The sequence below is a fragment of the Polycyclovorans algicola TG408 genome (genome assembly GCF_000711245.1).
Lineage (GTDB): Bacteria > Pseudomonadota > Gammaproteobacteria > Nevskiales > Nevskiaceae > Polycyclovorans > Polycyclovorans algicola.
In genome coordinates this window covers 744,405-770,296 of the sequence record NZ_JOMH01000001.1, presented here as the reverse complement: position 1 = coordinate 770,296, position 25,892 = coordinate 744,405, and the positions used below count along the sequence as shown (strand labels likewise).

Annotated in this window: 24 protein-coding genes; 17 read left to right on the top strand and 7 right to left on the bottom strand. The window is 64.2% G+C overall.

The genetic code is table 11. The features are described 5' to 3' along the window. The first annotated feature begins 145 nt into the window (after positions 1–145). The 5 genes from U741_RS0103685 to U741_RS0103665 all read left to right on the top strand — a co-directional run bounded on the left by U741_RS0103685 (position 146) and on the right by U741_RS0103665 (position 6,493). Positions 146–1,039: an SDR family oxidoreductase gene (locus U741_RS0103685; RefSeq protein ID WP_029889144.1), complete on the top strand. Its 894-nt coding sequence runs from the start codon at positions 146–148 to the stop codon at positions 1,037–1,039. 277 nt (positions 1,040–1,316) lie between these two features. Then, entirely contained in the window at positions 1,317–2,765 is a 1,449-nt protein-coding gene (locus U741_RS0103680) for an aldehyde dehydrogenase (RefSeq protein ID WP_235200037.1), read from the top strand. 319 nt (positions 2,766–3,084) lie between these two features. Continuing rightward, the gene (locus tag U741_RS0103675) at positions 3,085–4,506 is read left to right on the top strand and encodes a phytoene desaturase family protein (RefSeq protein ID WP_029889142.1); all 1,422 of its coding nucleotides are present in this window, start codon (positions 3,085–3,087) and stop codon (positions 4,504–4,506) included. Positions 4,507–4,512: 6 nt separating this feature from the next. Beyond that, positions 4,513–5,241, top strand: a complete 729-nt coding sequence (locus U741_RS18200; RefSeq protein ID WP_052378463.1) for a GntR family transcriptional regulator — start codon at positions 4,513–4,515, stop codon at positions 5,239–5,241. Positions 5,242–5,530: 289 nt separating this feature from the next. After that, the gene (locus tag U741_RS0103665; RefSeq protein WP_029889140.1) at positions 5,531–6,493 is read left to right on the top strand and encodes an IS110 family RNA-guided transposase; all 963 of its coding nucleotides are present in this window, start codon (positions 5,531–5,533) and stop codon (positions 6,491–6,493) included. 13 nt (positions 6,494–6,506) lie between these two features. Here U741_RS0103665 and U741_RS0103660 read toward each other — a convergent pair whose 3' ends face one another. Then, the gene (locus tag U741_RS0103660; RefSeq protein WP_043110181.1) at positions 6,507–7,421 is read right to left on the bottom strand and encodes an SDR family oxidoreductase; all 915 of its coding nucleotides are present in this window, start codon (positions 7,419–7,421) and stop codon (positions 6,507–6,509) included. 98 nt (positions 7,422–7,519) lie between these two features. Between U741_RS0103660 and U741_RS0103655 the strand changes: the two genes are divergently transcribed. Further along, complete coding sequence (locus U741_RS0103655) at positions 7,520–8,449, top strand: DUF7064 domain-containing protein (RefSeq protein ID WP_029889138.1); 930 nt, start codon at positions 7,520–7,522, stop codon at positions 8,447–8,449. A gap of 61 nt (positions 8,450–8,510) precedes the next feature. Here U741_RS0103655 and U741_RS0103650 read toward each other — a convergent pair whose 3' ends face one another. From U741_RS0103650 to U741_RS0103625, 6 genes are read right to left on the bottom strand one after another with little or no spacing between them, the layout of a single operon-like run. Beyond that, entirely contained in the window at positions 8,511–9,356 is an 846-nt protein-coding gene (locus U741_RS0103650) for an alpha/beta hydrolase (RefSeq protein ID WP_029889137.1), read from the bottom strand. A 1-nt stretch (position 9,357) separates the two neighbouring features. After that, complete coding sequence (locus U741_RS0103645) at positions 9,358–10,827, bottom strand: wax ester/triacylglycerol synthase domain-containing protein (RefSeq protein ID WP_029889136.1); 1,470 nt, start codon at positions 10,825–10,827, stop codon at positions 9,358–9,360. A gap of 50 nt (positions 10,828–10,877) precedes the next feature. Then, positions 10,878–11,885, bottom strand: coding sequence for an NAD(P)H-dependent glycerol-3-phosphate dehydrogenase (locus U741_RS0103640; RefSeq protein ID WP_029889135.1), 1,008 nt, complete (start codon positions 11,883–11,885; stop codon positions 10,878–10,880). Beyond that, a complete protein-coding gene (locus U741_RS0103635; RefSeq protein ID WP_029889134.1) occupies positions 11,885–13,327 on the bottom strand; it encodes an HAD-IB family hydrolase in 1,443 nt (480 codons plus the stop codon). The genes U741_RS0103640 and U741_RS0103635 overlap by 1 nt, the downstream gene beginning before the upstream one ends. Next, positions 13,324–15,162, bottom strand: coding sequence for a 1-acyl-sn-glycerol-3-phosphate acyltransferase (locus U741_RS0103630; RefSeq protein WP_052378462.1), 1,839 nt, complete (start codon positions 15,160–15,162; stop codon positions 13,324–13,326). Before U741_RS0103630 ends, U741_RS0103635 begins: the two co-directional genes overlap by 4 nt. After that, entirely contained in the window at positions 15,159–15,989 is an 831-nt protein-coding gene (locus U741_RS0103625; RefSeq protein WP_029889132.1) for an alpha/beta fold hydrolase, read from the bottom strand. The genes U741_RS0103630 and U741_RS0103625 overlap by 4 nt, the downstream gene beginning before the upstream one ends. Before the next feature lie 372 nt (positions 15,990–16,361). On the opposite strand from U741_RS0103625, the gene U741_RS0103620 reads away from it, so the two are divergent. From U741_RS0103620 to U741_RS0103570, 11 genes are all read left to right on the top strand, one after another. Continuing rightward, positions 16,362–16,679, top strand: a complete 318-nt coding sequence (locus U741_RS0103620; RefSeq protein WP_152551479.1) for a hypothetical protein — start codon at positions 16,362–16,364, stop codon at positions 16,677–16,679. Between the two features lie 281 nt (positions 16,680–16,960). Beyond that, complete coding sequence (locus tag U741_RS0103615) at positions 16,961–17,287, top strand: hypothetical protein (RefSeq protein ID WP_152551478.1); 327 nt, start codon at positions 16,961–16,963, stop codon at positions 17,285–17,287. A gap of 88 nt (positions 17,288–17,375) precedes the next feature. Then, complete coding sequence (locus U741_RS0103610; protein ID WP_029889129.1) at positions 17,376–18,962, top strand: AMP-binding protein; 1,587 nt, start codon at positions 17,376–17,378, stop codon at positions 18,960–18,962. Positions 18,963–18,984: 22 nt separating this feature from the next. Further along, positions 18,985–19,983, top strand: coding sequence for an NADP-dependent oxidoreductase (locus tag U741_RS0103605; RefSeq protein ID WP_029889128.1), 999 nt, complete (start codon positions 18,985–18,987; stop codon positions 19,981–19,983). Further along, positions 19,983–20,357, top strand: a complete 375-nt coding sequence (locus U741_RS0103600; RefSeq protein WP_029889127.1) for an AbrB/MazE/SpoVT family DNA-binding domain-containing protein — start codon at positions 19,983–19,985, stop codon at positions 20,355–20,357. The genes U741_RS0103605 and U741_RS0103600 overlap by 1 nt, the downstream gene beginning before the upstream one ends. Positions 20,358–20,427: 70 nt before the next feature. Further along, complete coding sequence (locus U741_RS18195) at positions 20,428–20,955, top strand: MarR family winged helix-turn-helix transcriptional regulator (RefSeq protein WP_052378461.1); 528 nt, start codon at positions 20,428–20,430, stop codon at positions 20,953–20,955. Further along, the gene (locus tag U741_RS0103590; protein ID WP_029889125.1) at positions 20,952–22,112 is read left to right on the top strand and encodes an acyl-CoA dehydrogenase family protein; all 1,161 of its coding nucleotides are present in this window, start codon (positions 20,952–20,954) and stop codon (positions 22,110–22,112) included. The genes U741_RS18195 and U741_RS0103590 overlap by 4 nt, the downstream gene beginning before the upstream one ends. Next, positions 22,109–22,984: an SDR family oxidoreductase gene (locus U741_RS0103585; RefSeq protein WP_029889124.1), complete on the top strand. Its 876-nt coding sequence runs from the start codon at positions 22,109–22,111 to the stop codon at positions 22,982–22,984. The genes U741_RS0103590 and U741_RS0103585 overlap by 4 nt, the downstream gene beginning before the upstream one ends. 35 nt (positions 22,985–23,019) lie before the next feature. Further along, positions 23,020–23,727 (top strand): enoyl-CoA hydratase/isomerase family protein, encoded by a 708-nt coding sequence (locus U741_RS0103580; protein WP_029889123.1) that lies wholly within the window; start codon positions 23,020–23,022, stop codon positions 23,725–23,727. Positions 23,728–24,120: 393 nt separating this feature from the next. After that, complete coding sequence (locus U741_RS18190) at positions 24,121–25,287, top strand: phosphotransferase family protein (RefSeq protein WP_029889122.1); 1,167 nt, start codon at positions 24,121–24,123, stop codon at positions 25,285–25,287. Beyond that, a complete protein-coding gene (locus U741_RS0103570) occupies positions 25,284–25,763 on the top strand; it encodes a hypothetical protein (protein WP_152551477.1) in 480 nt (159 codons plus the stop codon). Before U741_RS18190 ends, U741_RS0103570 begins: the two co-directional genes overlap by 4 nt. The last annotated feature ends 129 nt before the right edge of the window (positions 25,764–25,892 follow it).

Genomic DNA, 25,892 nt, shown 5'->3' with positions numbered 1-25,892 from the left:
GTCGCCGCGAGGCGCGACATTGCCGACCGATGAGCAAGATGGCCATAATGCTAGTACGGTTCCATACCAGTTGCACGGTCGGTCCGCTCCGCCGGGATCACAGTTCCCCGACCAAAAACTCACAACCATCTGGACACACAAAAAAATGGCGCTTTACAGCAAAGAGGCACTCGCAGGCAAAAGAATCCTCGTCACGGGCGGTGGCACCGGTCTCGGTAAAGGCGTCGCCGGCTTCCTCGCCGAACACGGCGCGCACGTGCACCTTTGGGGTCGCCGGCAGGAAGTGCTCGATGCCGCGGCCGCCGAGATCAACGAAAAATGTGGCGCCACCCGCGCCTTCACGCAGTCGGTCGACATTCGCAAAGCGGAGTCGGTCGATGCGGCCATCGAACAGATCTGGACCGAACACGGCCCGCTCACCGGCCTGATCAACAACGCCGCCGCCAACTTCATCGCGCCCACCAAAGACATCAGCCCGCGCGCCTTTGAAGCCATCACCTCGACGGTAATGAACGGCGCCTTTTACACCACCCACGCCTGCGGCAAGCGCTGGATCGCGCAGGGCCTGAAGGGCTCCATCGTCTCCACGCTGGTCACCTGGGTGTGGACCGGATCGGCCTACGTGGTGCCCTCGGCCATGGCCAAGGCCGCGGTCAACGCCATGACCATGTCGCTGGCGGTGGAATGGGCGCGTTACGGTATTCGCATCAACGCCGTCGCGCCGGGACCGTTCCCCACTGAATATGCATGGCAGATGCTGTCGCCGACGGACGACGTGAAGGTCGGCGCCACCAGCGCTGACGAAGTGCCAATGGGCCGTTACGGTGAGATCAAGGAGCTGGCCAATCTGATGATTCTGCTGCTCAGCGACGAGTGCGACTACATCACCGGCGAAACCGTGTGCATTGACGGCGGCCATCACCTCGCTGCGCCATCCACCTTCGCCGGCCTGAACAAGCTCAGCGACGAGGCCTGGGACAAGGTTCGCGAGACCAGCAAGGCGGCCTCGGCAACCGCCAAGGCCCAGCGCACCGTCTAGGGAACCTCCGCAAAACTACTACGCTCGTCATTTCACGTTCCGGCGGTGCTCGGAATACTCATGTACTTCAGTACATTCCGTTTTCTGCGCTCCGGCGGAACGCGAACTGAGCTTCGCTCGCTACGTTTTTCAGAGGTTCCCTAAACATTAAGCGCGGCCATCCCTTTGTGTAGGGGACGGCCGCGCCGAGCGGCGCCACACTCGTCACACAGGTGCACCCGGCAACCGCAACGGGCATACACCTCATCTCATATGCGGCACGTGCAAGGAGTGACTCATGGGCATGCAGGACAACATCCGTAATGCGTTTTACATCGGCGGCGAATGGGTCAGCCCCTCGTCCGACCGGCAGTTCAAGCTGATCAACGCCACCACCGAAGAGGTGATTGCGATGGTCCCCGAGGCGGCCGAGGCCGACGTCGACCGCGCCGTGGGCGCCGCACGCAAGGCCTTCGAATCCGGCCCGTGGGCCAACGCGACCCCAGCCGAGCGCGCCGACATCATGGTTCGCTTTGCCGCCGCGCTGGCCAAGCGTGAAGACGCCATTGCCCGCGCCGTGAGCACCCAGAACGGCATGCCGCTGTCGATCAGCACCATGCTGGAAGGCCAGCTGTCGGTCGGCTTCCTGCATTACTACGCCGAGCTTGCCCGCAATATGGTGTCGGAAGAATCGCGCCCGTCGCAGATGGGCAAAGAAACCCTGGTTGATCGCACGCCGATTGGCGTCGTAGCCGCCATCGTCCCGTGGAACTTCCCCGTGGTGCTGGCGCTGACCAAGATCGCCCCGGCCATGGCCGCGGGCTGCACCGTGGTCATCAAACCCTCACCGGGCACGATCCTCGACAGCTACCTGATTGCCGAAGCCGCCGCCGAAGCCGGCGTCCCGGCCGGCGTGCTCAACTGGGTCGCCGCCGACCGTGAAGTGGGCGCCTACCTGGTGTCGCACCCCGGCGTCGATAAGGTCGCCTTCACCGGCTCCACCGGCGCCGGCCGCAGCATCGCCAAGGTCTGCGGCGAATTGCTGCGCCCGGTGTCGCTGGAACTCGGCGGCAAATCGGCGGCCATCATCTGCGATGACGCCGACCTCAACACCGTGATGCAGGGTCTGCCCATGGTGTCGCTGCTCAACAACGGCCAGACCTGCTTTGCCTGTACCCGCATCCTGGCGCCGCAGAACAAGTACCAGCAGGTGCTTGAAGCGCTGTCCGGCCTGGTCGGCGGGCTGACCGTTGGCGATCCGCTGGATCTGAACACCCACGTCGGCCCCATGGCTTCGTCCATGCACCGCGACCGCGTTGAAAGCTACATCGCCAAGGGCAAGGCCGAAGCCAAGCTGATCGCCGGTGGCGGTCGTCCCAAGGGCATCGACCGCGGCTGGTTCGTCGAACCCACCGTGTTTGCCGATGAAAACTACACGTCGAGCGTGGCCCGCGAAGAAATCTTCGGGCCGGTGCTGACAGTGATTCCGTACAAGGACGAAGACGACGCCGTGCGCCTCGCCAACGACACCGAGTACGGCCTGGGCGGTTCGGTGTGGAGCAGCGACCCCGACCGCGCCCGCCGCCTCAGCCGTCGCGTGCAGACCGGCACCATCGGCATCAACGGCTACCTGCCGTCGATTGGCTCGCCGTTCGGCGGCGTCAAGGCCAGCGGCTTGGGTCGCGAGTTCAGCGCCGAAACGCTGAGCGGCTATCAGCAGATCAAGTCGACTTATGTGATGGGCTGATTTCGGCGCAGGCAGTAAACGAAAAAGCCGGCAACTCGAAAGGGTTGCCGGCCTTTTTGTTTTGAGGGCGGCGGATAGGCCTGCGTCATGAAGGGGCACCCACGATTCACCTGACCCGTTGACGGCGGGTTTCGCTGCGCTCTACCCGCCCTACGCAACCACATGACATGCGGCGCGCGATGTGTCGCGCTCATGATCGCAGTGCCTTGGTTCGACGGGTAGCGACCGCCCTTCAACAACGCCCGCACGTTCTGCTAGCATGCTAGTAGGCTAATTGGTCATCACGCGACTTATCCGTCGCAGGCAGCGGAGAAAACACATGTCAAATCAATATGATGCAATCGTCATCGGCAGCGGCATCGGCGGCGGCGCCATCGGCGCATTGCTCGCCCACAGGGGCTGGAATGTCCTGCTGCTGGAACGCAACAAACACATGGGTGGCCGCTGCATCTCCTACGAGCGCAACGGCGTCATGATGGATTTGGGCTGGCATTTCTACTGCCTGAGCGACAAAGGCCCCCTTCAGGACGTCTGCAACCGGGTCGACATGCCCGACGGCATCCCCTGGAACCAGCTCGACGGCACCTCGTACATCCAGGTTGGCGACGTGCAGCGGAAGTACTCGAAAAAATCGATGATGGAAGTCGTCGCCGATGACGAGCGCGAGAATTTCGAGCGCCTGTTCAAGGCTGTCTTTACGCTGTCCGACGACGAGCTCGCCGAGCTTTGGTACGTGTCGGTCGGCGACTGGGTCAAAAGTTACACGCAGGACAAAATGGGCTATGCGCTGATCGAGAGTTTTGCTGCCCAGTACTTCTGCGTGCCGGCGAAGGTTGCCAGCGCTGCGGAGTTCATCCGCGCCTTCCGCGAAGTCATGTCGAACCGCGCCACCGCCTACCCCTCGGGCGGCAACTTCTCGGTGCCGCTGGTCTATCTCGACGCCATCAAGAAGTACAACGGCACCGTGAAGAACGAAACGCCGGTCGAGAAAATCATCGTTGAAAACGGTGCCGCCGTCGGCGTGCGCACCAAAGATGGCGAGGAATTCCGCGCGCCCGTCATCATCAGCAACGCCGACATCAAGGCCACGGTCAACAACTTTGTCGGCGCCGAGCACCTGCCCAAGGCCTATGTCGACCGCATCAACGAACTGACCTATTCCGGGCACGGCGTCATGCTGCGTGTCCTGTGCTCCGAGAAGATCAGCGAGAAGCAAGTCGTGATCTATATTCCGGATGCCGAGAATCCGCCCTGCAAGGTCACCGACGAGATGATGGCTGGCGTCGTGCCGAAGCTGATCGGCGGCTGCTTTGGTTCACCGAGCAACTTCGATGAAAAGCTGGCGCCCCCCGGCAAGCAGATGATCACCTCATTGCACGCGTGCCCGCCCGACATCCGCGAGAACATGGACGAATGGCGCGAGTCGCTGATGCGTTCGTTCTATGCGGTCTATCCGGAAGCCGTCGGCAAAGTCGAGAAAATCTGGGTCGATCCGCCGTCTTTGGTCAAGGGCATGGCGGGTGAAACCGGCGCCATCATCGGCATCGGCCAAACCGTGGACCAGGTGCACGAAAAACGCCCGTCGGTCATCAGCCCGCTCAAGGGGCTGTACTTCGCGTCCAGCGAAGCCGGCGGCCACGGCATTGGCACCGAGCTGGCCGCGACCAGCGCGCTGGAGCTGTTCGAGACGCTGTCAAAAATGACCCCGGCCTCGAAGCAGCCCGACCCCATCGCGGCCTGATCACCGATGGGCGTTCCCGACAAGCCGCCACGGTCGCGGGTTTCCGGATGGAACCGCAGCATCGTGCGCGGCGTGCGGCCCAACGATCTTGCCGGCAAAGCCGGCGAGGTCGCGGCCGAACTGGAAGAACGCCTGGTGCGCGGGACCTACCGCTTCGGTGAGGCGCTGTCGATCTACACCCTCGCCGAGCAGTTCGGCGCCAGCCGCCAACCGGTGGCCTCCGCCGTGCTCTACCTGCGCAGCGTCGGCTATCTGGAAATCATTCCGCAGGTGGGTTGCCGCGTGGTCGCGCCCACCCCGCAGGAAGTGCAGGACTTCTTCGTCATGTTCTCGCGCACCGAGGGCGTGATCGCGCGCTTTGCCGCCGAGCGCCACGAACCCGACGAGGCCGCCGCGCTGATCGAACTGGCCGAGGAACTCGCTTCAAACCCCTTCAGGTCGCCCGATGACCGCCGTGCCATGGGCGACGGCATCTCCATCTTCCACGACCGCATCAGCGCCATCTCGCGCTCACGTCTGCTGGTGGAGCGCATCAGCAACCTGCGGCGCATCTTCCGCTTCTATCTCAACCAGAGCCGCGTCCGCCCGGACCCGGTGAATGGCCCGCCAACGCGAATAAACGCGCTGCGTCTTACCCTCGCGCAGACCATCGCCGCACGCGAAGCCGACGCCGCCGAATGCGCCACCGAGGACTATATTCTCGGCGCGATCAGCGATTGGGCCCGGGTGGTGTAGGGCGAATTTCAACCCGACGATGGCGGGGAAGAGACCAGCCCGTAGGTCGGGCTTCAGCCCGACAGCAACGTTCAGATGTCGGCCTGAAGGCCGACCTACAAAGACGCGTGTGGCACGACACCCTTGTGTATTGTTTTTCAGCGGTCGTAGTAACAGCCGGAGAGCCCGTCCCACCCTGGGTCTTGCAGACCGTTTCGTAGCTTTTGGAGCCTCTGGCTGGTTTTCTTTCTAAAACCCGAATGGTTGCTCGGACCGTGGTTCGGAGTCCGCACTTTTTCAAGGAGGGGTCATGGAAAGTATCAGCGTGTATCGCAGTGCCTTGGGAATCGACGTCTGTGCCGAGCGTCTGGATTGGCATCGACTGCCAGAGCGGAGTCGCGGCGAGGTTGCCAACACGCCAGACGGCATCCAGTCGCTGGTCGCCGATCTGCGAAAGGTCGGCGTGGACATCGTGGTGATCGAAGCCACCGGCGGTCTGCAACGCCAGGTAGCGAGCGCCCTGGTCGCCGCCGGGATCGCCGTAGCCGTTATCAATCCGCGTCAGGTTCGAGACTTCGCCCGCGCGTCGGGGCAACTGGCCAAGACCGATCAGATCGACGCCCAGGTGCTGGCGCTGTTCGGTCTGCGCCTCCAGCCCCAGCCGCGCAACTTGCCCGATGCAGCGGCCCTGGAACTCGCCGATAAGCTCGCCCGGCGCAGTCAGTTGGTTGAAATGAGCGCCGCCGAAAAGAATCGTCGGCATCGCGCCAGCACGGCGATGAAACGCTCCATCGACGGGCATCTGGCCTTTCTGGACCAAGCGATCAAAACCCTCGACCAAGACCTCGACGACACCCTGCGCGGCTCGCCCGCCTGGGCCGAGAAAGTGGCCTTGCTCGAAGTCGTCACCGGCGTCGGGCCACAGACCCTACGACGGCTGCTGATCGATCTGCCAGAACTGGGGAAGCTGGATCGTCACGGCATCGCCAAACTCGTGGGGGTGGCGCCGCTCAACCGCGACTCCGGCACGTTCCGCGGCAAGCGCGCGATCTGGGGCGGGCGCGTCAAGGTGCGCAACACGCTGTACATGGCGGCGCTGTCGGCCAGTCGCTTCAATGTCCCGCTCAAAGCCTTCTTCGAGCGTCTCAAAGCCGCCGGTAAACCGCACAAAGTCGCCCTCGTCGCCGTCGCACGAAAACTCCTCACCATCCTCAACGCCATGCTCCGCGACACCTCCGCATGGAACCCTAAACTCGTCGAGAAAAGAGCTTGACGAAACATGGTTGCTACCGACTCGCCTTCTTGGTCACGCCCTCGGTCAGCAGCCGCGGCGGCGCATCCAGGGGGAACGCCGAGAATTCTTTCGACGCATCGAACGCCAGGCCTTCGGTCAACGGCTTGGGCGGATTCCAGCAGCGCACGTTGGGCGCGCCGCCATCGACACGGATGCACGAGCCGGTGATGTAGGCGGCCGCGGGCGACAACAGATAGGTGATCGCCGCCGAAATCTCGGACACGTTGCCGTAGCGGCGCGCCGGCACCGTGGGCGGATACTTGAGGATGTCTTCCTGCACGTGCGGCTCGTAGGTGTCGAAGCCGCTGCTGGCAATGCCGCCCGGCGCCACGCAGTTGACCCGCACGCCCGAGTGCGCCCATTCCGACGCGGCCGTTTCGCTCAAGGTCCACATGCCGCCGCGCGCCGCGCCGGAATGTCCGTAGTGCGACCAGCCGCCCCAGATGTCAGCAATCATGTTGACGATGGCACCGCCGTTTTTTTCCATCCAGCGGTTGTAGACCTCGCGCATCACCATGAAACCGCCGAACAGGTTCAGTCGCACCACCGCCTCGAAGCCCTTGGAGCTGATTTCATTCAGCGGCTGGCGATACTGGCCGCCGGCGTTGTTGACCAGGCCATTGATGCGGCCATGCTGGGCAAGCACCGCATCGACCAGTGCGATGACCTCGTCTTCCTTGCGAATGTCGCAGGTGTGGGTGCTGACCTTGTCGGCCGCGACACCGGCGGCGACGATCTCGGCCTTCACCGCCTCGAGCTTGTCCAGGCCACGCCCGGCGATCGCCACGGTTGCACCCAGACTGGCCAGCTCGTGCGCGGTGCAGCGACCGAGGCCACTGCCCGCGCCGGTGATCAAAACGACCTGTCCGTCAAATAGGCCGGGGCGATAAACCGATTGATACGTCATGACAGGCATCCTCTGGGGCTGGAATATTTTTGGTATGGTTCCATATTACCAAAGCACATCAACCATAGAGATGCCCCGCGCATCCGGAGGAGCCCTCAATGAGCCGCCCCATCCCCACCATCGACCCCGTGAATGACGGTCGCCACAAGCTGCGTAACCTGCCGCTGGAGCGCGAGTCCATCCCCTATGTGATCTCGATGCCCGAGCACGGCATCGCCACCTTCGTCTACACCTGGGTGACCAAGGACAACCTCGCCGGTGCGGCCTTCCTCGCCTACGGCCCCGGCATCGGCGACGAGCCGCTGATGGAGAAGGTCGACGGCATTGAGATGGGCGCCGACAAGAACTTTGACGACTGGCAGGTCGGCCCGCTGCACCTGAAGCAGGACCTGCAGCTCAAGACCTCTCACTTGGTTGCGCGCGGCGAGCGCGTCAAGCTTGATGCGCACTTCACCGCCGCGCATCCGGCCTACGCCTACAGCTCACACGCCGATGGCTGCCCCGACTGGGCTGCCACCGACCGCATCGAACAGGCCGGCACCATCAAGGGCGCCATGGAGATCGACGGCAAGACCTACGCCATCGACACCACCTGCGCCCGCGACCACAGCTGGGGCACGCGCAACTGGGACGTGCCACAGCACTGGAAGTGGCTACACGCGCAAGCCGGCCCCGAGACCTGCGTGCACTTCTGGAAAATCGAAGCCCGTGGCCGCACCGCACTGCGCGGGTACGTGCTCCGCGACGGCTTGATGGCCGAGGTCAGCGACGTGGACATCGATTGGGAAAATGACGACCAGTTCCGTCACAAAACCATCGATGCCCGGGTGCACGACACCGCCGGCCGCACCACCCGCGTGGTCGGCCAGTACTTCGCGCACTTCCCGATGCCACCGGTGCCGACCTGCACGCTGATGGAGGGCGCCATGAAGTGCGAGATTGATGGCAAGGCCGGGGTCGGATGGAGCGAATTCATGTGGCCGACGGCGTATCTAGAGTTTCTGCGTGCCGAGCGAAAGGGTGGCTGAGCCATTGGCCAATCGGTAAGCAACAAATGAAAAGGCCGCACTCCAAGGTGCGGCCTTTTTGTTAGCGCGAGAGTTGCGCGCTAATCCAGTCGGTCGTGTCCTTGAGAACAGCCGCGCGGTCAGCCGGGAGCTCATTGAAAATTTCGTGGTACAGCGCGGGGTAAACCTTCAAGGTCTTGTCTTTTGACGACACCCGGCTCATCACCATTTCGCTGCCGCTGACACCGGCCAACTTATCGTCCTGACCATGCTGAATCAGCAATGGCAAGTGCAGGCTGGGCAGAAACGCCGGCAGGGTTTCGACAAAATTGATGATCTCGCCCAGCGTCCGCGCCGGCACCTTGCCGTGGGCATTGAGCGGGTCGCTGGCATAGGCCGCGACCATCTCGGGATCGCGCGACACGAGGCTGGGTTCAACGGCAAACATGCCCAGCTTGGGCGCAAAGACGGCCAGAAACTTGGCAATGGGCTTCATCAACGGCGGCGCGCCGTCGAGCGCCACCGCCGGACCCGACAGCATCAGGGCGAAAAGCTTGCCGGGGTTCTTGATGGCATAGCTCAGCGACAGGGCGCCGCCCATGCTGTGGCCCAGCAGAAACACCGGCTTGCGTGGCTGTTCGCGGCGCGCGAGCTCGACGACGTAGTCGATGTCTTCAACGGCGTTCGCAAACCGGTCAACCAGCACCCGCGGACCGCCCGATTTGCCGTGACCCCGATGGTCCATGGCATAGACGGCGCTGCCGGCATCGACCAGGGCCTCGGCCACATGGGCATAGCGGCTGCTGTGCTCCCCCAACCCGTGTACCAGCACCACCACAGCCTTGCACTTGGCCTTGGCCGGCTGCCAGCTCTGCCAATAGATCTCGACTTTCTTCTTGCCCTGAAAACGGCCTTCGCTATGTTTCATGTCATTTCTTTGATGGGGTGGACGTGGCGCCCAGCGCCACGATTTCGTCAAGCCCGGCGCGCAGGCATTCGATCAGCAAATCCGGCTCGGTGACCGCCGCCTGATCACTGTTGATCGCGATGCAGCAGCGACCGTTGTGCGACATCAGCACGATCATCATGCCGCAGCCGGGCACCGGCGCGAACGGCCAGAAATGGGTTACTTCGGCCCCCGCCATGTAAACCGGATGGGCAATGCCGGGAACGTTGCTGATTTGTGCGTCCTGCGCTTTGGTGAAGTCGGCGGTCATGGCGGTGATGGCCGCCAAAGGCAGACGGGTCACCACCGGCATCATGCGAATCATGATGTCCAGTGCGGCCTCGGCGCGGGTGTCGCGCACGAAGCGCTGAATGTGGCGCACCCGCTCGATGGGGTCCTCGATGTCCAAGGGTGCGGCGTACTGGCTGCCGGCAAATTTGTTGCCGCCCATGGGGTCGTTCTCGGTTCGCAGTGAGATCGGAAACCCCACGGGCATCGCCTTCAGCGACACGCCCATCTCACGGTGATAGCGACTGAAGCCGCCAATCAATCCGGCGAGGAAGACGTCGTTGAGTGAGCCATGCGCGGCCTTGGCGGCCGCCTTCAAGTCAGTCAAGGGCAGCTCGATGCCGTCAAACCGCCACGACAGACTGCGCCGCTTGAACAGGCCCGAGCCGGGCACCGGCTTGTTGCCAAGCACGCGCATGGCTGACGACAGGTAGTCACGCCCTTTCTGTAGCGCTTCGGGGTCACGCACCCAACGGTTCAGCGAACGGGTCAAGGTCGACAAGGTGCCCGCCGCCTCGGACGGCAGCGCAAAGAGACTGTTGCGGAACTGGCGGCTCGCCACCTCGGTGGCCGTGGGCGCAGTGCGGCGAGTCCGGGCCTTGTCGGGCAGCGGCCGATTCGCGGTTTCACGCCGCTTGCCGAGCACCCGCGACAGCAACTGGATGATGCCCAGGCCATCGGACGTCGCGTGGTGCAGCTTGAGCACATACCCCGCTCGGCCGCCTTCAAGCCCCTCGACCAGTGTGGCTTCCCAGGGCGAACGCGCCTTGTCGAAAGGGGTCATCGCCAAATTCTGGGCAAGGTCAAAAAATTGGCGGTCCGATCCAGGTTCGGGCAGCCGAACACGTCGCAGGTGATAGCCCAGATTGAAATCCGGGTCTTCGACCCACACCGGATTGCCCACCCCAAATGCCGGGTCCACAACGCGCTGACGGAAGCGCGGCACGGCATGGGTGACCCATTTGTGCCCGGCCACCAAACGCTCCCAATCGGGTGCACGGTCGAGAAACAGGACCGAGGTGGTGGTGGAGCGCAGCCGCGGGTCCACCTCGGCACGCCACATCACCGCCTCGAAGGCACTCATTTCGGCGGGGCCGCCCCAGTCCTGCAGTTCGGCCAACAGGTCCAGGTCGTCCTGCGAGGGTTGTACGGCTTTTTTGCTCATGGCTTGGTCTTTTGGTTCACAACATAAAATCGGGCGCCCACTCAGCGAGCCTAACCAGACTCCTGCTCGGCACCGGGCGTCAACTTGCGCAGCCCACGAAATGCCTGCAACGCGCCATATTCGCCGCGCACCACTGCGGCCACTTCATGGGCGATGGGCATCTCGACGCCGTGGCGCTCGGCCAGCTCCATCACCACGCTGCTGGTCTTGATGCCCTCGGCGACCATGTTCATCGACGCGACGATTTCGGCAGTGGTCTTGCCAGCGGCAAATTGTTCGCCGACCTGACGATTGCGCGACAACGGACTCATGCAGGTGGTCAGCAAGTCACCCAGCCCGGTGAGGCCGGAGAAGGTTTCGGCACGGCCCCCCATGGCCACGCCGAGACGGGAGATCTCAAGCAGGCCGCGGGTGATCACCATGGCGCGGGTGTTCTCTCCCACGCCGAGACCCTGGGCCATGCCGGCGGAGATGGCGATGACATTCTTCAGCGGCCCGCCAAGTTCGGAACCGATGACATCCGTGTTGGTGTAGACGCGAAACACCGCGGTGCTGAACAAGGGCTGCAAGGCGCAGGCGATCTTCTCGTCCGGCATCGCCATGACGGCCGCGGCGGCCATGCCCTGCAGCACTTCCTTGGCAATGTTGGGGCCGGCCAGCAGACCGGCGGGGTGGCCGGGCAGCTCTTCGTGAATGATCTCGGTCATGCGCCGCTGCGTGCCTTGCTCCAGCCCTTTGGCGAGGCTGATCACCGGCACCCAGGGCCGCACCAGCGGTGCCACTTTTTGCAAGGTGTCGCGGAAGCTGTGCGAGGGCACACCCATCACCAGCACGTCGCAGTCGCGCAGCGCCTCTTCGAGGTCGGCCGTGGCGCGCAGATGGCGATGCAGTGTCAGGTCCTTCAGGTACTGACTGTTGCGCTGCTCGCGGTTGATCTCGTCGGCGGTTTCGGCGCGGCGCGCCCAGATGATGGTGTCGGCATTGCGCGAGGCGATGGACGCCACCGTGGTGCCCCACGACCCGGCGCCCAGCACCGTCACATTCATTCGTCGGCTCATTATTTGGTCTCCTTGGTCGGCCAGTTCTCCAGCGTGTCGATGTAACGCTGCCGCACCTCCTCAATGCGGACGTCCATCTCGTCAACTTTCCAGGTTGATACATCGACCGGTGACAAGACCGCCACCTGCAACGTGCCGGCGCGCATGGTCTGGTCGTTGCGGCCCATGATCTCGCCGCTGTTGCGGAACACCACCGGCACGATGGGCACACCCGCCTGCATGGCGAGATGGAAGGGCCCTTTCTTGAATTTGCCAATTTTCGGCGTCCACGAGCGCGTGCCCTCGGGCGCGATGCACACCGACAGACCACGCTTGAGGCGATCCACCGCCGGCTTGAGCGCGTCGACCGCCTTGGTGCTGTTGGCTCGGTCGAGGAAGGCCACCTCGGCCATCTCCATGAAGCGGCCGAACCCCGGCACGTTGCGCGCCTCGGCCTTGGCGACGCCGGTGAAGCCGCGGCGCACCAGATACATCATCGCGAACATGTCGAACTTGCTTTGATGATTCAGCGCGAACACGCAGGGGCGGTGTTCCCAGAGGTGCTCTTCGCCGACCACGTCGACCTTGACGCCGAGCACGGTAAAGGCGGAGTCGGCCGCCATTTGCGTGATCAGATCGACCGATTTGCGGCTCTCACCGGTGGCCCGGTAATAGCCCAGTCCCGCCAGAAAGCTTAGGCCCATGGCGCCATACGCGCCGACCGTGCGCGCCATCGCCGTGGCCGAGCCGCGCTTGCGCGCGTCAAAGCGCAACACCGGCCAGCCTGCTTCATTGGCGGTGGTTTCCAACAACAATTTGGGTTGCACTGCTGTTGCATGTTTCACCGTGCGCAGGAAGGCGATGTCTTCATCGCCGTTGGCGTAGCCGTAGGTCTTGCCCAGCGGAATTTTGTGGGCCTTGCAGAACGCCTTGACCGCTGCCGCCTTGCCGTCACCCCACGCTGGTGGGCCGTCAAGCCCGCCGCTGAGCTTGCCGTTGCGAATCTTCACCGGCGTGGCCAGGATGTGTTCGATGCCGTACTCGGCCGCGAGCGGCTCGATCTGGTAGCGCGTCGCCGACGAGGCAATGGCCACCGTATGACCCATGCGCCTGTGCGCCTGCACCAGTCGCCAGCCTTCGGGGAACAGCGTGGGTGCGATGCGCTCCTGCCAAAGACGGCCCCAGAGGTCGCGCATGTCCTGCTCGGTCATACCGGCCCAGTCGACGATGCCCTGACCGATAATCACGGTGAACTCTTCGTCGGTGATTTCCTTCTTGCGACTGAGCTTGAGCACGTCGATCAACTCGGCGCGCGTCATGTCGCGACGCTTGATGCGGTCCATGTAAAACGCGGCGGCCGAGTAACCGTCGATCAGCGTGCCGTCAAAGTCGAAAAAGGCGCCTGTCTTCGGGCCGCGCGGGCCGTCGAGTACGCGTTGGATTGCCTCATCTATCGGTTTCATCGGGCTGCCTTGGCGCCGCGGCGCATACGGTCAAGTTCTTCAATGTCGGCGATGCCTTTCACGGCAGCGGCCAGTTCGTCGGCGAAGGCCTGTCGTCGCTGCGCGAGATCCGCTGCGCCCGGGGTCAGCAGGTCACGGTTGGCGGCCAACAGCAATGCGTTGGAAAACACTTCACGCGACACGCACTCGGGGTTGCTCAACCGCTGTTGCAGCACGTACTGGCGACCCACGCGGACGCACTCTTCGGTGAGCGCCTTCTTGTCGATCTTGGCGTCGACGGGCTGGGCGGCCAGGCGATCGGCGACGATGAAGTACGCCTCGAGAAACGGCGCGAGCACACGATGCGCGATGAGCACCGGCACATTGAGCAGAATCTCGCGACGGTCTTTGGCGCCGGCGGCACGCTGACGAAATTTGGGGTCGATGAGCCGTGACTCCGCCTTCTGTTCGTCGCGGAAGGTCGCCTTGTCGTTGAAGAAAAACTCGAACTTGAGCAGGTCGCGCAGGGCGAACGCCGCGGCCCAGGCGCGCTCAAGAGGCCCGGTGATTTCGTCGCGCGTGGCGTCCAGCAAGGCAAGCTCAAGAATCGCGCGATTGACGAACCAGTGAATCGCGCTGTTTCGGTAAAACGCCGCCACCGAATGCTGCCCGGGCTCAATCTTGTAAACCGTAGCCGTCCCGCCTTCATAGCCGCTGACCACCCCGGCACGAACGAGGGCATGCAGGGTTTCTTCCACCCCTTCAGGTTCGCGCAGTGCCGCCAGGCCCGAGCCGGGCAACTTGCGTGCGTCCGCGTAATCGAGTAGCGGTTGCACCTGCTCGAACACCTCGGTGCGCGTCAGCGCCCGCTCGTGCACCCCCAACAGCGCGAAGGTCACCAGCGCCGGCGCGGTCACCGGGGTGCATTCGTTGATGCGCTGGAAGACTTCAAAGGCAATCTTGGCGACGGTCCATTTACCGCCGCCCTCGTGGTCGGCGCGTTCCAGCGCTTCGCGCAGCGACAAGGGCTCGCCAAAGCGCACATACGCCGTGCCGATGCGCTTTTGCTGGGTGCGCGCGTAACCCGCCAGCCACACCAGATTTTCCTTGGCCTTGGGTGCACCGGCCTCTTCGGCGGCCATCACCCCGACTTCGTGCATCTGGTCGTAGGTCGTCGACACCGGCACCAGCATCATGTCGTCGGCGCCGCCGCTCTGAATCGCCGACACCAGATAACTCAACAAGCCGTATTTGGGCGGACGCAATTTGCCGGTACGGCTGCGTCCACCTTCCATGTACCACTCGAGATTGAGCTTCTGCGAGGCCAGCCAGGCGAGGTACTCGCGCACCACCAGCTTGTACACCTCGTCCTTCTGAAAGCTGCGGCGAATCAGGATGCCGCCCGAACGACGAATGATGGTGCCCAGCGGCCAGAAGCCGAGGTTGTTGCCGCCAAGAATGTGATTCCGTTTCATGCCGTGGTCGCGCAACAGCCGCGACAGGATGAAGGCGTCTGCATAACTGCGATGGGTCGGCAGGTAGACCAAGGCGCTGTGTTCGTTAAGCCGCTTCAGCTGCGCCAGCGCAGTCTCGTCGGCATCGACTGTCCAGGCACGGGTGTGCAGCGGCCCCAGGCCGTAATCGAAGGCTGCGGCAAAAGCCGGGCTTTGCACGGTGACGATCTCTTCGAGACCCACCATGGCCTCGGTCATCACCTCGGCCGGTGTCCGCTTGATCTGCCCGGCCAGCAATGCCACCTGCTCTTGAAAGCGCTCGGTGGCCGCCACCCGCTTCGCCACTTGCTTGCGCATGATCAACGCTGCGCCAACCACGGGATTCAGCGCCATCAGATTCATGTCACAGGGGTCTCCGCCCTCGCCGTTGTTTTCAGAATAATGTCGACAATCTGCTTTGGATCGTCATACATGGGCACATGACCAACGCCCGGCATCATCATATTGTCCGCGCCGCTGACCTTGGCAAGCATCGGGCGACCGTAGGTGTCAAAGGGAATCACCTGGTCGCGCTCGCCCCACGCAATCATCACCGGCGTGTCGCCAACATCAAGGGGTTGAAGGGCGCCGACGTTGCCCATGTTGGTGAGCAGTCTCGGCATCATCTTGGTGTTACGAATCGCGTTAAGCGCGCCCTTGAACTCCGCAGCCGGCACCCGGTCGCCGTGCTCCATGGCCTGCTTGTTGAGCAGGCGCCGCACAAAGGCAAAGCGCAGGAACAAGGCCGACAGCACTATCAGCACCGTGATCAGTGCAAAGACCAGCCGGAACGGCTTGGCAATTTTCTGATAATCCTCGGGGGTGGTCCAGCCACCCGCCGGCGACAGCGCGGTGGCGGAACGCACTTTGCCGCGGCGGACCAACTCCAGCGACAGCCAGCCACCCAAAGAATTGCCGCACACGTGAGGGCGGTCGATGCCGCGCGCCGCCAGATCCTGCACCAGCGCATCGGCGATGGCCTGCACCGAGGGCTCGACGCCGTCGGGCAGTGGCGGCCCGCCCCAGTGACCGGGCAGCGTCAGGGCCACGACCCGGTGTCGCTTGCCCAGCGCGGCGAGAACCGGCTTCCAGATGTGCCAACTGCCGCCCAGTCCATGGAGCAGAACCAGCGTCGAGCCTTGACCGCCCTCGTAGGCAGCCTGTGTTTCGTGGACGATTTCTCCCTCCATATCCCTCACCCCTGATGGTCAAGCCGCCATTGATGCATCAGCGCCCCAATGACCCATCGCGCTGCGCGTCTTGTGATGGGTCGCGCACCTGGCGGGCACGCCGGCTGGCGCTTTGCACTCCGAGCGTGCGCTCAGTAGTATGGTGCCATACGAGGTATCGACGGCTCCATCCCGCAACGAGCTTACAAGGACTGTCGACGACCCCGTTGGCTTTTTTCGGTTTCTGCCACCCGAATCGACATACTTGACGATGAGCGGCCGACACAGGAATCATCCAATTGCTGACAGACGACTGCGCAATCGTCGGGCAGCATCACCACCGAGGGGTTCACTGGGCTCACCGGCCCAAGCATTTTTGAGGAGATGTACACAATGTCGATTAAAAAATTGGGTATGGCTGCAGCGTTGACCGTGGCTTCAATGGGCGCTGCGCACGCGCAGTCAGCCCCGTCGGTGGGGCAGTTCGTGCCCGAACTGCTCACACAGCTGGGTACTCTGTCTGAGCCGATTCTGCCCCCCATCCAGAACATCACCGGCCCACTTGTTGCGGCTGCCATTCCGGTTCTGATCCCCCTGGGCGGCACCGTGCTCGGCTCTCTGCTCAGCACGCCGATCAACCTTGTTGAAGATGCGGTGATTGCGCCTGCGCTGGGTGGCGGTGGCAACTTCGCGCTGCCGGGCCTCGAATAAGGCCACATGAGTACGGGCGCCGGCCTTGCCCCCGGCATCGGTGCTCAAAGCGTTGCAATAAAAAAACGCCCCGGCCAGCGGCCGGGGCGTTTTTTGTGGTTGCCTGGCAAGACCTGCCAACAACCCGTCAGCCGTAACCCCACGCCTGCGGGCCCACCGTCCTACAGCAACCGTCTGAGTTACGCTGACAGACGGACAACCGGTGGGGCTTCAAACTTCACGGGACATCAATAACGCGTCGCGGATTGCCCGCGACCTCATCGCTTGAGGAACCGAAGCTCATGAATATCAAACAACTTACCTTAGCCGGCATGCTAGCCTTGGGTGCGAGCGGCGCACAGGCGCAAGCGCTACCGCCACTGGGCCAAGCAGTGCCTAACTTGCTGACTTCGCTTGGAACCGTTGCCAACCCGCTGTTGCAACCGATTCTCGGCAACATCACCGGCCCGCTCGTGGGTTCCCTGGTGCCCGTTTTGGTGCCGGTGGTAGGCGGCCTGCTGGGCGGCGTCCTCGGAGGTCCCATCAATCTTGTAAATGATGGCGTGCTGGTGCCGCTGCTGGGCGGAGCCAACGGCGTGGCACTGCCGCCGCTCCGGGGCCTGGAATAGCGCCTGCCGGTTTGCCCGCACGCCCACGCGACGAGGGCGGCTGAAACTCCCATACTGGCTCCCCATCGGCCAACATGCGGAGCTTTCGTTGACCCATCCGGCTGCACCACCGGCGGTTTCCAGTGCGCGCGCGCACCCGCGCGACTGGGCAAACCAACAGGGTCAGCGCGTTGCGCTGCACCTTGTCGACACCGGCGAAACGCTCAGCTGCGCCGAACTGGTCGAGCGCGCCGATCGCGCAGCAAACCTGTTCGCAAAGATGGGCCTCGAGCAGGGCGACACGCTGGCGATCTGGCTGGAGAACCACATCCGTTACCCGGAGCTGATCTGGGCGGCAAAGAATTCGGGCATCACCTACGCTTGCATCAGCAGCCAGTCCAGCGTCGACGACGCGGCGTTTATCGTCGACAACTGCGACGCGCGGCTGCTGATCACCTCGGCGCGCCTCGCCGAGACCGCCGTGCCGGTGGCCGAGCGACTGGGCGGCCAACTGCAATACCTGATGCTGGACGGCGCGCAGGGGCCTTACACAGCCTACGAGCCGGCGCTGATGGCAGCGCCCGCGACCCCGCTTCAAGGGCGTTGCCGCGGCCCGTCGATGCTCTATTCCAGCGGCACCACCGGTCGCCCCAAAGGCGTGCGCGTGACGATGGGCACCGCGCCGCCCGAGCAACCCCCGCCGCGCCACGCGATGCTGGTGAACCGCTACGGCTTTGCCGACGACACCGTGCTGCTCAATCCGGGACCGTTCTATCACGCGTCGCCGGGGCGCTTCATGGTCTGCGTGCAGCGCTGCGGCGGCACGGTGGTGGCGTCGCGCAAGTTCGACGCGCTGACCACGCTGAATGCGGTGACCGCGCATCAGGTCACGCACGCGCTGCTGGTGCCGACAATGATGATCCGCCTGCTGCAACTGCCCGCCGAACAACGCGCCGCCGCCGACCTGAGCAGCCTGCGCTGCCTGCTGCATCTGGGTGCGCCGTGCCCGGTGCCGGTCAAGCGGCAGATGATCGAGTGGCTTGGCCCCATCGTCGAAGAGCTCTACGCCGGGACCGAATCGGTGGGGCACACGTTCATCAGTTCCGAGGAATGGTTGGCGCATCCCGGCTCGGTAGGGCGACCGGCGCCGGGGTGTTCCATCCGCATCGTTGATGAGGCCGGACACGTGCTGCCGCCGCGTACTGCCGGGCTCATCCAGATGCACAACGGCCACCGTTTCGAATACCACAAGGATGCCGAGAAAACCCGCCAGACCCTGTCCGCCGACGGCTGGGGCAGCCTCGGCGACATCGGCTATCTCGACGATGACGGCTATCTGTATCTGACGGACCGGCAGTCGCACATGATCGTCTCCGGCGGCGTCAACATTTACCCGCAGGAAGCCGAGAACCTGTTGATGACCCACCCGGCCGTGAACGACGTTGCGGTGATTGGCGTGCCGCACCCCGAGTTCGGCGAGTCGGTCAAGGCCGTGGTGCAGGCCCGCCACCCGGTCACCGACGGCGACGCGATGGCCGCCGAGTTGATGGACTGGTGCCGCGCCCAACTATCGGCCTACAAATGTCCGCGCAGCGTGGACTTCGTTGCGCAACTGCCGCGCAACGAAGCGGGAAAACTCCTGAAGCACCAGGTCAGAAAATCCTACTGGCAGGGTCGCGAGAGCACCCTCGTCTAGTCCCCGAGTCAAAATAGCCGCCATGAACAACCGTCAGATCATCCTCGCCTCGCGCCCGGTGGGCATTCCCCAGCCCGAGCATTTCGAACTTGTCGAGGCCGACGCGCCCGGCCTCAAGGACGGCGAGTTCTTGGTTGAAAACCACTACCTGTCAGTCGACCCGGCGCAGCGCGGGTACGTGAACGACGAAAACAACTACGCCCCGCCCGTGCCCATCGGGGCGGTGATGCGCGCCATGACCGTCGGCAAGGTCATCGCATCGAAAGCGGCTGCGGTGAAAACCGGCGAGTACTACTACGGCTGGTTCGGCTGGCAGGACTACTGCGCCGCCACGCCCGCAACCATTCTGCGCAAGGTCGACCCCGATCAGGCGCCGCTGTCCACAGGCGCCGGGCTGCTCGGCATCAACGGCCTGACCGCGTATCTGGCGCTGCATGACATTGGCCAGCCCAAGCCCGGCGAAACCGTCCTGGTCACCGCCGCTGCGGGTGCGGTCGGCAGCATCGTTGGGCAACTGGCCAAACAGGCCGGCGCGCGGCCGGTCGCGGTGGTGGGCTCGGACGAAAAAGGCGAGCAGTGCGTGGCCGACTATGGCTACGCCGCCTACGTCAACTACAAACAACCGCTGGAAGCGGAGCTGCGCGAGGCCTGCCCCAAAGGCGTCGACGTGTTTTTCGACAACACCAGCGGCGAGATCGCCGACACGGTCTACGGCCAGGTGGCGATGTTCGGCCGCGTCATCCAGTGCGGCACCATGTCCATTGCCTCGTGGGTGCCGACGCCCATGGGCCCGCGCAAGGATCGTGAAATTCTCACCCGGCGTTTGCGCGTTCAAGGTTTTGTGATCTTCGACCACGCCGCGCGTTACGACGCCACCGCCGCTGAACTGGCCGCAATGCTGGCCGACGGCCGCCTGCGCTACGCCGAAGACATTGGCGACAACATCGCCGATGCGCCGCAGGCACTGGTCGATGTGTACGCCGGGCGCAATCGCGGCAAAAAGCTGATCAGGCTGCGCTGATGCCCAGCCCACTCGCCGCAGACGTTGACGCCGAAGTCCAGCTCGGCCCCGACGGTCAGGTTCAGCTGCCGCTGGCCGTCCGCCGCGCGCTGAGCCTGCGAGCGAACGACCGCCTGCGGTTTCGCATTGCGCTTGATGGCACGGTGACCTTGGCCCGCGCAGGCCCCGGCGCTGCCGTCGCGCCAAGCGCCAAAGGTGACGGCATTCCCCAGGCGCTGGGCCTGCTGGCCGGTGCGCTGATGGGGCAGGGCGGCAGCGGCGGTGAACGGCTGAAGAATGTCGACCCCGGCTTGATGCGCGACCTGCGCGACATTGTCGGCAGCGCCATGACCCCGCCGAAACCGGCCAAGCCGCCGGACGACCCCGGCACTTAGCACCCGCCGGCTTGCATACGCCCGGAAACAGTGCAAGGATGATTCAGCACTAAATTATCGAGCGACTATCGTGAAAGGAATCGAACGCCTCTCGGCGGTCAACACCAGCACCCCGCGCATGGCCCGTGCCTTGCCCGACATGCCCATGCCGCCGACGGTGATGATCAGGCTGCTGCGCATCAGCGCCTTTGGCCTGAGCACCTACTTCGACCCGGTGCTGCGCGACATTGGCACCAGCGAGCACGAGTTTCACGTGCTGTGCCTGCTGTCGGCTGACCAGAAAGGCACTGCGGCGCCCAGCGAGCTGAGCGAGCTGGTGGGCACCAGCCGCGCCAACATGACGCGCATCCTTGATCAGTTGCTGCGCGACGATCTGGTCACCCGCACGGTGCAGGCGCGTGACGGCCGCCGCTTTGACATCCGCATCACCGCTGCCGGGCGCAAGCGTGTTCGCGAGATCGTGCCGCGCATGATCGAGCCGCTGAACCGCGCGTTCTCGGTGCTCAGCGACGAGGAGTTCGCATTGCTCGACACGCTGCTGCGCAAGGTCATCGTGTCGCTGGACCAAAGCGCCCGCGACATGAGCGCGGCGGCATGATCCCCAACGAAGAACAATCTGCCCTGCTCGACGCCGCGCGTCGCTTCTCGCGCGAACGGCTACTGCCGACGTATATGCAGCGCGAGAAGGACGGCATCACCGACCGCGCGTTGCTTCGCGAAATGGGCGCGCTGGGCCTGCTGGGCGTTGATGTCGCGCCCGATTACGGCGGCCTGGGTGTGGACGGTGTGACCACCGGGCTGATTGTTGAAGAGCTGGCCTATGGCGACTTCAACATCAGCGCCATCGTGCTGGTCATGTCGCTGTGCGGCGCCATCATCGCCCGCAACGCCCAACCCGAAGTGGCGGCGAAATGGCTGCCGCGCATCCCCACCGGCGATGCCATTCTGGCGCTGTCGATCACCGAGCCCAAGTGCGGCTCCGACGCCGGATCGCTGGTGCTCAAGGCCCGTCGCGACGGCGACTTCTATGTGCTCAACGGCGAGAAAACCTCGACCACCTACTGCGACTGCGCCGACGCCTTTCTGGTGTTCGCCCGCACCGGCACGGTGGAGCAGGGCGCGCGCGGCGTCACCGCGTTTCTGGTGCCCAGCGACACGCCCGGCTTGCAGACCACGCGTTTCAGCGATCTCGGCAGCCACATGTCGGGGCGCGGTTCGGTGTTCTTCGATGACGTGCGCATTCCCGCCAGCCACCGCCTCGGCGACGAGGGCAAGGGCTTCTCGCAGGTGATGGCCGGCTTTGATTACTCGCGTGCACTCATCGCCCTGCAATGTCTGGGCGCAGCGCAAGCCTCGCTGGATGAAGCCTGGGCTTACACCAAGGAGCGCGAAGCCTTTGGCGGCCCCATCGCCCGCTTCCAGGGCGTGAGCTTTCCGCTGGTGGAAGGCGAAACCCTGGTCGCCGCCGCGCGGCAGTTGTCGTACCACGCACTGGCACTGCGCGACGCCGGGCAAGCGCACACGGTCGAGGCGGCGATGGTGAAGTACCTCGCCCCGAAAACCGCCTTCGACGTGATTCACCAGTGCGCGCTCACCTTCGGCCATTACGGCTGGTCGATGGACCTGCCGCATCAGCAGCGCATGCGCGACGTGATGGGGCTGGAAATCGGTGACGGCACCGCCGGCATCATGAAAATGATCGTGGCGCGTGCCCGTGCGGGCCGAGAAGCGACTGAAGAAAGAGGAGCGGCATGAGTTACAAATCTGTCTTTGCACCCGACCTGTTCGCCGGTCAGATCATCATCGTCACCGGTGGCGGCAGCGGCATCGGCCGGTGCACGGCGCATGAGCTGGCGCGCCTGGGCGCCACGGTCGCCATCGTCGGCCGCAAGGTCGAGAAGCTGGACGCGGTGGCCGCTGAAATCATCGAAGACGGCGGCAAGGTCAGCACGCATGTCTGCGACATTCGCGATGAAGCCACCGTCATCGCCACCATCGAGGCCATCCTGGCCAAACACGGCAAAATCGACGGCCTGGTCAACAACGCCGGCGGCCAGTACCGCTCGGCGCTCGCCGAGGTCTCGACCAAGGGCTTCGAGGCGGTGGTGAAGAACAACCTCACCGGCGGCTTCATCTTCATGCGCGAGGTTTACAACCGCTGGATGGAGGCCCACGGCGGCAACATCGTCAACATGATTGCCGACATCTGGCACGGCTGGCCCAACTTTGCCCACTCGGCCGCATCACGCGGCGGCATGCACACGCTCAGCGAGAGTGCCGCCAGCGAATGGGCGGCGTCCAACGTGCGCGTCAACACCGTTGCGCCGGGCGCCATCGCCTCCAGCGGGCTCGACACCTACGACGTCAAACACACCGCGTATATCCAGCGCGAAATCGCCCAGGAAATTCCCCTGCAGCGCTTCGGCAACGAAGCCGAAGTGTCGGCGGCCATCGTGTTTCTGCTGTCACCGGCCGCGTCGTACATCACCGGCTCGTGCATCCGCATCGACGGCGGCGGGCCCAACGCGCGGCGCATGTGGCACAAGCTCGCGCCATCCGACAAGAACAAGCCCTTCGATGGCTTTCACCGCGCCAAACCGCCCGCGATTCTCGCGACGCAAGATTAAAAAACAACAACCACATTCGTTTTGAGGAGAACCCCATGACCGACAAAGTGCTGTACGAGAAAAAAGGCCCCATCGCCTACATCACCCTCAATCGCCCCAAGGTGAAGAACGCGATTGACGTGGAGGTGCATGAGCGACTCGGCGAAATCTGGCGCGACTTCCGCGACGACCCCGACCTGCGCATTGCCATCCTCACCGGCAGCGGCGATGCCTTCTGCGCCGGCGCCGACCTGAAAACCCACGTGCCGGAGTGGGACGGCGTCGGCCCCAGCCTGGGCCGCGACAAACTGCCGGACGGCTTTGCCGGCGGCATCACCCGCAGCGTGCACCGCATCTACAAACCCATCATCGCGGCCTGCAACGGCTGGGTGCTGGGCGGCGGGCTGGAGCTGGCCATGGCTTGCGACATCCGCATCGCCAGCGAGCGCGCCCAGTTCGGCTCGTTCGAACTGCGCCGCGGCATGCACCCCGCCGACGGCGGCATCGTACGGCTGGTCAACACCTGCGGCGTCGGCATCGCGCTGGAGATGGAACTGACCGGCGAGCCCATCGATGCGCAGCGCGCGCTGGCCTGCAACATGGTGTCGAAGGTCGTGCCGCACGAGCAGTTGATGGACGCCGTGCACGACATGGTGGCGCGCATTCTGCGCAACGACCGGCGCGCGGTGGAATCGGCCAAGGAGACCATCTTCGAGGTCATTGGCCGCACGCTCGACGAACAGCTCAAGGTGGAATGTCTCTAAGGCTACGCGCTGTGCGGCGGCAACCCAGAGCTCAACAAGCGGTCGCAGGAATTCCTTGAGAAGAAGGACAAGGGCCGGGTTGGCGTCAACGCCAACGCGTTGTGAGGCGGTGATGATTTCAACCACGGGCCCCGTCATTCACGCGAATCTCATTGGTATTGACCTGCGCCGCGGAGACGCTTCTTCCCCTCTCCCGCATGCGGGAGAGGGTCGAACGTATACGTTCGACGGGGAGAGGACGGCGCCCGAAGGGGGCCGGGGGGCATTGGCCAAGTCCGCCGCGCCTGCGGCGCGCCCTCTCCCGGCGCTACGCGCCACCCTCTCCCGCAGGCGGGAGAGGGAAACGCGAGGCTTGTCGGCCCACCTCCGACATGACCGCGTTGGGGCCCGGCCATGAATGCAAGCCCAGCAAGTTCAGCGATCAACCTCAGCGACGACACGCTGATCAGCGCTCGGCTGACCGACTACCTGCGCACGCAGACCGACACCGCCTGGACCCTGGGTCGCTTCACCCGCTACGCGGTGGGTTTTTCGTGGATCACCTATGGCTTCACCGCACGTGAAGACGGCGGCGAAGAGCAGGGCCTGATCCTGCGTCTCGGCCCGCAGTACGGCCTGTTTGCGCCCTACAGCGCCGAACCGCAATTCGCGGCACTCAAGGCACTGGAGGGCTCCGGCGTGCCGCTGCCCAAGGTGTACTGGTGGAGCGACGACGAATCCATCCTTGGCGCGCCGTTCTTTGTCTGCGAGCGGGTGGCGGGAACGGCTCCCGTTCCTTGGGTGAGGGATTCCGCTTCGCGAGCACCGCTCGCGGGCATCCCGAACGCCCGGACAGGGACGTCCGGGCCGGGGGTTGAGACGGACACCGAGGTCTCGCCACGGACGGCACCGCAAACTGCGATCAACAGTGACCACGCCGAGCCCTTTTCGGAAAGCTGGCGAATGGCCATCGGCACGCAGTTCGTCTCGGCACTCGCCGCCCAGCATCGCTGCGACTGGCGAGGCAAGCCGGGCTTCGAGGCTTATGCCGATGTCACGGTCGAAAACGCCGCCGAAAAGCAGATCGCGTTCTGGGAAGCGGCGCACGCGCGCTGGGCCTTGAAGCCCTACCCGATGCTGCGCTGGGCATTGCTGTGGCTGCGCAGAAATATCCCGGTCGCGCCCCGCGTCAGCTTGGTGCACGGCGATTACCGACTCGGCAATTTTCTCGAAGTCGATGGCCGCATTACCGCCATCCTCGACTGGGAACTGGTGCATCCCGGCGATCCGCACGAAGACCTGGGCTGGGCTTTTCTGCCGCAGTTCACCGGCGGCTCGGGGCTGGTGTGTCGTCTGGTCAGCCAGGACGATTTCATTGCCCAGTACGAGCGCGAAGTGGGCTTCAAGGTTGACCCCGACGCGCTGCATTTTTACCGCGTGTTTTCACTGGTCAAGCTGGCCCTCACGCACATCGCCGCCGTGCGCTGCTTCGAGGACGGCCGCTTCAACGACATGCGCATGCCGGCCATGGGCACGCAGGTCGCGCCGGTGCTGCGCCAAATTGCGAAATTACTGTCATGAACAATTCTCTCGAAAGGCTCATAGACGGCATGGTCGCGACCCTGCGTGAAGAGGTGATTCCGCAGGTGGGCACCGAGTTCGCGCGCGGGCAGGCATTTGGCGTGATTTACATGCTCAATTCCCTGCGGCTTCGCGCTGCGTGGTCCAGCGATTTTCTGGGCGAGCAACTGGCGGCGCAGGCGACGCTGGCCAGCACGCTGAGTCCGCTGGCGGCGCCCGGAACCGAAACCCCCGCCCTGCCGAAGGCCGCTGCAGCCAGCGCGGATAACGGTGCACTCGAAGCGCTGCGTGACCAAAACGAAGCGCTCATCTGCGACTGGATCACCTGGCTCGATGAACACAGCGAGGCCTTGGAAGACACTCGGCGCGAAGCCATCACCGCCGCGCTGCGAACCTACATGGACCGCCAGCTCAAGCACGAACTCAAGACCTCCGCCAAGCCGATGTTCGCGGAAATTTCGGCCGGCGAGGAATAAGGACGGCCGACGCCATGACGATGATCAATGTGACGCGCCGCGTCGGCGCCCTCTCCCCACCGTCCGCGCTGCGGACGGTCCCCCCCTCTCCCGCGGTGCGGGCGAGGGGCACTTGCATCGCAATGCGAT